Annotated in this window: 6 protein-coding genes, 2 tRNA genes and 1 other annotated feature; of the genes, 7 read left to right on the top strand and 1 reads right to left on the bottom strand. The window is 47.4% G+C overall.

The features are described 5' to 3' along the window. Positions 1-200 precede the first annotated feature (200 nt). Entirely contained in the window at positions 201-1,667 is a 1,467-nt protein-coding gene (gene guaB / locus KNQ12_RS16670; RefSeq protein WP_029343029.1) for an IMP dehydrogenase, read from the top strand. Positions 1,668-1,709: 42 nt separating this feature from the next. Here guaB and pdxR read toward each other — a convergent pair whose 3' ends face one another. After that, positions 1,710-3,113, bottom strand: coding sequence for a MocR-like pyridoxine biosynthesis transcription factor PdxR (gene pdxR / locus KNQ12_RS16675; protein ID WP_058266116.1), 1,404 nt, complete (start codon positions 3,111-3,113; stop codon positions 1,710-1,712). Between the two features lie 116 nt (positions 3,114-3,229). Between pdxR and pdxS the strand changes: the two genes are divergently transcribed. The 6 genes from pdxS to KNQ12_RS16705 all read left to right on the top strand — a co-directional run bounded on the left by pdxS (position 3,230) and on the right by KNQ12_RS16705 (position 7,930). Continuing rightward, entirely contained in the window at positions 3,230-4,117 is an 888-nt protein-coding gene (gene pdxS / locus KNQ12_RS16680) for a pyridoxal 5'-phosphate synthase lyase subunit PdxS (protein WP_023469872.1), read from the top strand. Then, a complete protein-coding gene (gene pdxT / locus KNQ12_RS16685; RefSeq protein WP_023469873.1) occupies positions 4,111-4,689 on the top strand; it encodes a pyridoxal 5'-phosphate synthase glutaminase subunit PdxT in 579 nt (192 codons plus the stop codon). The genes pdxS and pdxT overlap by 7 nt, the downstream gene beginning before the upstream one ends. A gap of 91 nt (positions 4,690-4,780) precedes the next feature. Then, on the top strand, positions 4,781-6,016 hold the full coding sequence (locus KNQ12_RS16690; protein WP_055969539.1) for a D-alanyl-D-alanine carboxypeptidase family protein: 1,236 nt from the start codon (positions 4,781-4,783) through the stop codon (positions 6,014-6,016). A gap of 12 nt (positions 6,017-6,028) precedes the next feature. After that, positions 6,029-6,236, top strand: a binding site (T-box leader). 61 nt (positions 6,237-6,297) lie between these two features. Next, positions 6,298-7,575 (top strand): serine--tRNA ligase, encoded by a 1,278-nt coding sequence (gene serS / locus KNQ12_RS16695; protein WP_023469875.1) that lies wholly within the window; start codon positions 6,298-6,300, stop codon positions 7,573-7,575. Between the two features lie 136 nt (positions 7,576-7,711). Further along, positions 7,712-7,802, top strand: a tRNA-Ser gene (locus KNQ12_RS16700). 40 nt (positions 7,803-7,842) lie between these two features. Then, positions 7,843-7,930, top strand: a tRNA-Ser gene (locus KNQ12_RS16705). Position 7,931: the final 1 nt, after the last annotated feature.

Consider the following 7,931-nt stretch of genomic DNA (forward strand, 5'->3'; position numbering starts at 1 on the left):
CCGAAAGTAGTTGGGGGCTTCCCCCTGTGAGGATAGGACGTTGCCAGGCACTTGACCGATCTGCAGATTGCAGGTCGGTCTTTTTGTGTTATGTGAAACTTCAGACTGTTCTGATTATTGGTCGAGTCATTGACATGACACCCTCTGCTTGTTACCATAACATCAATATTCTTTTATAAAAGAGAAAGCGAGTGGATAACATGTGGGAGAACAAATTTGCTAAAGAGGGTTTGACGTTTGATGACGTCTTACTCGTACCCCGTCGTTCGAGTGTCTTGCCGCGCGACGTTGATTTATCTGTCACGCTATGTGAAGGGATCACACTTAATATTCCGTTGATCAGTGCTGGGATGGATACCGTCACAGAAGCACCGATGGCAATCGCAATGGCACGTCAAGGTGGTCTTGGTGTCATTCATAAGAATATGTCAATGGAAGAACAAGCAGAACATGTCGATCGCGTCAAACGTTCTGAAAATGGTGTCATCACGAATCCGTTCTATTTGACGCCAGAGCGTCAAGTCTACGATGCTGAGTATTTGATGAGTAAGTACCGCATCTCTGGTGTTCCAATCGTTAATAACGAAACAGAGCGTAAATTAGTAGGGATTTTGACGAACCGTGATCTTCGTTTCGTCAAGGATTACTCGACTGTCATTGAAACGGTGATGACGACAGAAGAACTCGTGACAGCAAAAGTTGGTACGTCCCTTGCTGAAGCAGAACAGATTCTCCACAAACATCGCATCGAAAAGTTACCACTCGTTGATGAGAACGGTGTATTAAAAGGGTTAATCACGACAAAGGATATCGAAAAAGTCGAACAGTATCCACATGCTGCGAAAGATCAGTTCGGACGTTTACTCGTCGCAGCAGCTGTCGGCGTAACGAAAGACGCTTCGACACGTGCAAAGTTCCTTGTCGATGCAGGTGTCGATGCACTCGTCGTCGATACGGCACACGGTCACTCAGAAGGTGTTCTTCTCAAAGTACGTGAACTTCGTGAAGAATATCCAAACTTACCAATCATTGCGGGTAACGTTGCGACGGCAGAAGCAACACGCGATTTAATTGAAGCCGGTGCATCTGTCATCAAAGTTGGTATCGGACCTGGTTCAATCTGTACGACACGTGTTGTCGCAGGCGTCGGTGTACCACAAATCACAGCCGTCTTCGATTGTGCGACAGAAGCACGGAAACATGGTGTCTCAATCATCGCTGACGGTGGCATCAAGTATTCTGGAGATATCGTAAAAGCACTTGCTGCTGGCGGTCACGCTGTCATGCTCGGAAGCTTACTTGCAGGAGTAGAAGAGAGCCCAGGTGAGATGGAAATCTACCAAGGACGTCAATTCAAAACGTACCGTGGTATGGGTTCTGAAGCATCGATGAAACGCGGTAGCCAAGATCGTTACTTCCAAGAAGCAGACAAGAAGTTCGTTCCAGAAGGAATCGAAGGACGTGTCGCTTACCGTGGTAAACTCGGCGATTCGGTGTACCAACTCGTTGGTGGTATTCGTTCAGGTATGGGATACTGTGGCGCTGCAACGTTAGAAGAATTGCGTGAAGAGACACAGTTCATCCGTATGACGGGCGCTGGTTTGCAAGAGAGCCACCCGCACGATATTCAAATTACAAAAGAAGCATCGAACTATACACGTCAATAAACAAAAGCCTCGTCTTTCTCTAGTAGAAAGGCGAGGCTTTTTTCATGATGATTTATGCAAATCCCACGCGTCCATCAACAATCGTAATCCTTCCATCAACTCTTGCTCAGAGAGACTCGCAAATCCAAGTACGATTTGAGGTGTACCAGAGAGAAGCGGTAACTGGGCATATTGAGAAAGACCATATACTTGGATGCCTTGTTGTTGTGCCCGCTTTACGAGCTCCGGCTCCGTCATCCCGTTCGCTACGGAAACGACGACATGGAGTCCAGCACTTTCGCCGGTCAATCGTAAGGCAGGAATCCGGCGAAGTGATTGGATTAAGACGTCGAGCTTGCGACGATAGACTTTACGCATCCGGTTGAGATGTCGTTCAAAGTCGCCCTCTTTCATGAAGCGCGTCAAGATCGTTTGATCGAAGCGTGAGACACTACAGGTATAGTGTGATAGTTCTGTTTGATACCGAGCGCATAAGACTTCGGGTAAGACCATATAACCGATCCGTAGTGAAGGCATGAGTGATTTTGAGAAAGTACTCATGTAAATGACACGATTGCTGTCCATGTTGTGTAAAGACGGAATCGATTTACCGCTGTAGCGAAATTCGCTATCATAGTCGTCTTCGATGATAAAACGGGTCGGATCCATCGCCGCCCAGTTCAACAACTGATGTCTTCGGTTGACGGATAAGATGCTACCTGACGGAAATTGATGTGCCGGTGTGACATACATGACATCGACGTTTGATTCCTGTAAGTGATCAATCCGTAATCCATTCGCATCAACACGAATCGGTTCAATCATGCGTTCATGATTTTCAAGTAATAGGCGTGTCGTATGATAACCGGGATCCTCGATACCGTACGTGATGTCGCGTCCCAGTAAGAAGAGGACGAGCGGCAACAATTGCTCGACACCTGAACCGACGACGATTTGTTCAGGAGAACAGACGACACCACGGGAATGATAGAGATAGGTCGCAATCTCTTCGCGTAGCGCTAGATCGCCTTGCGGATGACCGAGTGAGACAAGTGGGTGGTGATCGGTATCGATGATATCTTTGGCATACTTTCGCCAACGAGCGAACGGGAAAGAGATCCCTTCAATCTTACTTGGATGAAAATCATATGTGATGATTGGTTTTTCTTTAGTGACACGTGGTTCGATGACGGGTGAGGTTTTAACGTAAGCGAGTTCCTCATAGGCAAGAACGAAGTAACCTTTACGTGAGATGGATTCGACATATCCTTCTGCGACGAGTTGTTGGTAAGCAAGCTCAATCGTCGTTTGACTTAAGTTCAAAAATTGACCGAGTTTTCGTTTAGATGGTAATTTCGTGCCGTATGCTAAACGACCGGCAATGATTTCATTTCGGATCTGTTGATAAAGTTGTTCATAAAGTGGTTTTTCCTGATTACGCGTGAGTTGAAATGATAGCATGTCCATCTCGTCTGACTCCTTCTTCGTAAACTGACCTGTTGAAATCATCATAAACTGATACTTTTAAAAGTGTCAACGTTCCGTATACTAAAGGAGTGAAAGTCAACCAAGGGGGAATGGATATGGAACGTCAACAAGGAACGGATCGTGTCAAACGTGGAATGGCTGAAATGCAAAAGGGTGGCGTCATCATGGATGTCGTCAATGCGGAACAAGCGAAGATTGCGGAAGCAGCAGGTGCTGTTGCAGTCATGGCACTTGAACGTGTCCCGTCTGATATTCGTCGTGACGGAGGCGTCGCACGAATGGCAGATCCATTGATTACGGAAGAAGTACTCGGAGCGGTCTCAATTCCCGTCATGGCAAAATGCCGGATTGGTCATATCGTCGAAGCACGTGTTCTCGAATCGATGGGGGTCGATTTCATTGATGAGAGTGAGGTGCTGACTCCGGCAGATGAACAATATCATTTACTGAAGTCAGAGTTCACCGTGCCGTTCGTCTGTGGCGCACGTGATCTTGGGGAAGCCGCTCGTCGCATCGCCGAAGGAGCCGCGATGATTCGGACGAAAGGCGAGCCTGGGACTGGGAACGTCGTCGAAGCTGTTCGCCATATGCGACAAATTCAAGCACAATTGAATCAGATTTTACATGTCAGTCCAGATGAATTGATGACATTTGCGAAAGAATGGGGTGCTCCGTACGAAGTATTACGTGATATTCGGACACAGGGACGTCTACCGGTCGTCAACTTTGCAGCCGGGGGAGTCGCGACACCAGCTGATGCCGCACTCATGATGCACCTAGGGGCAGATGGTGTCTTCGTCGGATCAGGGATCTTTAAATCAGAACATCCAGAACGTGTCGCTCGGGCGATTGTCGAGGCCGTTACGTACAAAGATGATTTTGAACGGATCGCGTCTTTATCCAAAGGACTCGGAACAGCAATGAAAGGAATCGATGTCACATCGATGCCGTTTGAGGAACGGATGGCGACACGCGGATGGTAATCGGTATTCTTGATGTTCAAGGTGCGGTCCGTGAACATCGACAGCAACTTGAAGGTCTTGGTGTCGATGTCGTTCTCGTCAAACAAGCGAGCGATCTCGAGAAACTGGATGGACTTGTCTTACCAGGAGGCGAATCGACCGCGATGCGTCGATTGATCGAACGCTATGAATTACTGGAACCGCTTCGGGAAAAAGCGGCGACGTTACCGATGTTCGGAACATGTGCCGGAATGATTCTACTCGCAACCGCTATCGAAGCAGGACAAAGCCATCTCAACGCGATTTCGATGACGGTCCGTCGGAATGCTTTCGGTCGACAAATTGATTCATTTGAAGGATTGCTACCGGTTGAAGGAATTGAGGAACCAATCGAGGCAGTGTTCATTCGAGCACCATTGATTCTGTCTGTCGGGGAAGGAACACGAGTGATTGCGAAAGTCGAAGAGCAGATCGTTGCTGTCGAGACATCGCTACACCTCGCGTGCTCGTTTCATCCTGAATTAACGGAAGATAATCGTTTACATCAGTATTTTTTACAAAAAATCAAACAGCGGCAATCCGTCCGTTCATAAAGCGTGGAAGCATCTGACAGTCTCTACTGTCGGATGCTTCTTTTGTGCTACACTATTCGTACAATGAATGATTAAGTGAGGGAGAGACACGATGAAGCGAATCTTGCTACTCTGCTTGAGTATACTGATGCTCACAAGTTTTCCTATGACGGGACAAGCAGCACCTTTGATTCAAGCAGAGTCTTACATATTGGCCGATGCGGTCACAGGGAAAATCCTCCTTCAATCGGAAGCGGATGTTTCTCTACCACCAGCTTCGATGACGAAGTTGATGACGCTTTACCTCGTCCGGCGACAAATCGAACTCAAAAAACTGACGTGGGATCAAAAAATCATACCAAGCAAGAAAGTCTTAAAACTAGCAAAAACGTCTGGTATCACTCGTGTACCAGTAAAACCAAAAACATATACGGTTCGCGAAATGTATAATGCGGCGTTCATTCAATCAGCTAATGATGCAGCGGTCATGCTAGCCGAAACCGTCGCTGGTTCAGAAGCGACGTTCGTTGAAAAGATGAATGAGACAGCAAAACAGTTCGGAATGAACGACACGGAGTATGCGAACGCGTCTGGACTTGATGCTGTCGATGCGACCCTTCCAGGAACGAATTTGATGACAGCGACCGATATCGCGTTACTTGTCATCCGTTATATCAAGGATTACCCGGATGTCCTCGATGTGACGAGCAAAGCACAGATGAAACTCGATGGAGAAGTCTTGAACAACTCGAATAAGATGCTAGCGAAGGAAAAATTCGCATATGCTGGCATGCGAGGAATGAAGACGGGAATGACCGATTTAGCTGGTTACTGTTTTGTTAGTGTGACGACACGAGATAACATGACGCTTGTTACAGTCGTGATGCGAACGGATTCGGATCAAGCCCGTTTTCGGGAAACGAAAAAACTACTCGATTATGGCTTTGCGACGTTCGAACCACTAACGTATTACGGAAAAGGAGAACGGATTAAAGACGTTCTTCCGATTAAAGGGGCAACCGTCCGTAAGCTAGATGTCGTCACGGAGGGCTCATTGTATGTGACGGTATCGAAGCGAGCATCGACACGGGAACCACGGTTTGATTTCTCTAAAACGACGGCACCCGTCACAAAACAAGAAGTCGTCGGAACGGTGCAAGTCGCGGATGACGGTATATATCTACCTGGTTTTGAAACACCACGCGTGAATTTGTATAGTGCAACTGCCGTTCAACTCGCAAGTGTACCGACGCGTCTCGTCCGCGCTTGGACGGCTTGGTCGAAGCGAATTGAGCAAGCGATTCAACAATCGGCTCTTGTCAACCTCCAAGGCGATGGTGTAAAGTAAAGCTAATCTCATAAAGATGCTATGAACGGACCAAGTAGATGTATCGATACTGTTAAGAGAGCTAGTGGGTGGTGTGAACTAGTCAGATCGATGGATTGAATCGAGCCGGATCGCACACCTTGCGAACAAGGTGCGGGTACGCCCGTTATCGCGTCTTAAGTTGGCTAGATGTGTCTAGCAATGAGGGTGGCAACGCGGATCCAGGTGATTCGTCCCTTTTCGGTAGGAATACCGGAAAGAGACGAGTCGCCTTTTTTTATGACATAGAGGAGGAATTACAGATGATTGATATTAAACGATTACGCCAAGATTTTGACGCCATTCAAGAAAAGTTAGCGCACCGAGGAGAGGACTTGACGGACATGAACCGTTTCCTCGCACTTGATGAGAAACGTCGAGAATTAATTGCGCGGACAGAAGTATTGAAAGCAGAACGAAATGAAGCAACGAAAAAAATCGCTGAACTGAAACGTAATAAGGAAAATGCAGATGAAGCGATCGCTGCGATGCGAAGTGTCGGAGACGAAATCAAGACGCTTGACGACGAGTTACGTGAAGTCGAAGCGACATTGAACCAACTGCTCCTTGGTATCCCGAACATTCCACATGATAGCGTACCAGTCGGTTCTTCTGAGGACGATAACGTCGTCGTGCGTGAAGTCGGGGACAAACCAGCGTTTGATTTCGAAGCGGTTCCACACTGGGATTTGATGGAGCAATTAAAAATCGTCGATGTCGAGCGTGCCGGAAAAGTCACAGGTAGCCGTTTCGTCTTTTACCGCGGAGCGGGTGCGCGTCTTGAGCGGGCATTGATTAACTTCATGATGGATCTTCACCAAGATCAGCACGGCTACACAGAAATCTTACCACCACTTATGGTCAACCGTGACTCTATGACAGGAACAGGACAATTGCCGAAGTTCGAAGAGGATGCATTTAAAGTCGAAGAAACGAACTACTTCCTCGTACCGACAGCAGAAGTTCCGGTGACGAACATGCACCGTGAAGAAATCCTAACAGCTGATCAGTTACCGATTGGTTATGCAGCGTACAGCCAATGTTTCCGTTCAGAAGCAGGTTCTGCCGGACGCGATACACGTGGATTGATTCGCCAGCACCAATTCAATAAAGTTGAGCTCGTTCGTTTCGTCAAGCCAGAAGAGTCTTACGAACAACTCGAATTGTTAACGGGACAAGCGGAAACAGTCTTGAAAAAGCTGAAGCTGCCGTATCAAGTATTGAGCATGTGTACAGCTGATCTCGGGTTCACGGCTGCGAAGAAATACGACATCGAAGTCTGGATGCCAAGCCAAGGCGTCTACCGTGAAATCTCTTCTTGTTCAAACTTTGAAGATTTCCAAGCACGCCGGGCGCAGATTCGTTTCCGCCGCGAAGCGAACGCAAAACCAGAATTCGTTCACACGTTAAACGGTTCTGCCCTTGCAGTTGGTCGGACAGTAGCTGCGATCTTAGAGAACTACCAGCAAGCGGATGGATCAGTTGTTATTCCAGAAGTGCTTCGTCCATACATGGGTGGTCTTGAAGTGATTCAAGCTTAAGTCAGAAGGGGGAGTAATCCCCCTTTTTGTATTTTAAAAAGTTTTTTTAGAAAAGGTCTTTACACGTTAAAAGGCAGATGCTATCATAATTAATGTCAGGAAAACAACCGAGTCATAACATTGTTATGAGAAGTACGGAGGCGTACTCAAGTGGTTTAAGAGAACGGTCTTGAAAACCGTCAGGCGGCGAAAGCCGTGCGTGGGTTCGAATCCCACCGCCTCCTCCATTTTTATTTTTTTGGCAACGACATGCACGTTTTATAGCTTGGAGGCGTACTCAAGTGGTTTAAGAGAACGGTCTTGAAAACCGTCAGGCGGCGAAAGCCGTGCGTGGGTTCGAATCCCACCGCCTCCTC

Source organism: Exiguobacterium sp. s11 (assembly GCF_018619015.1).
In the GTDB taxonomy this organism is placed as follows: Bacteria; Bacillota; Bacilli; order Exiguobacteriales; family Exiguobacteriaceae; genus Exiguobacterium_A; species Exiguobacterium_A indicum.

Coding starts and splice junctions, on each gene's coding strand:
- pdxT (WP_023469873.1), top strand. CDS start 4,111: ATGGTAATCGGTATTCTTGATGTTCAAGGTGCGGTCCGTGAACATCGA.
- KNQ12_RS16690 (WP_055969539.1), top strand. CDS start 4,781: ATGAAGCGAATCTTGCTACTCTGCTTGAGTATACTGATGCTCACAAGT.
- serS (WP_023469875.1), top strand. CDS start 6,298: ATGATTGATATTAAACGATTACGCCAAGATTTTGACGCCATTCAAGAA.
- pdxS (WP_023469872.1), top strand. CDS start 3,230: ATGGAACGTCAACAAGGAACGGATCGTGTCAAACGTGGAATGGCTGAA.
- pdxR (WP_058266116.1), bottom strand. CDS start 3,113: ATGGACATGCTATCATTTCAACTCACGCGTAATCAGGAAAAACCACTT.
- guaB (WP_029343029.1), top strand. CDS start 201: ATGTGGGAGAACAAATTTGCTAAAGAGGGTTTGACGTTTGATGACGTC.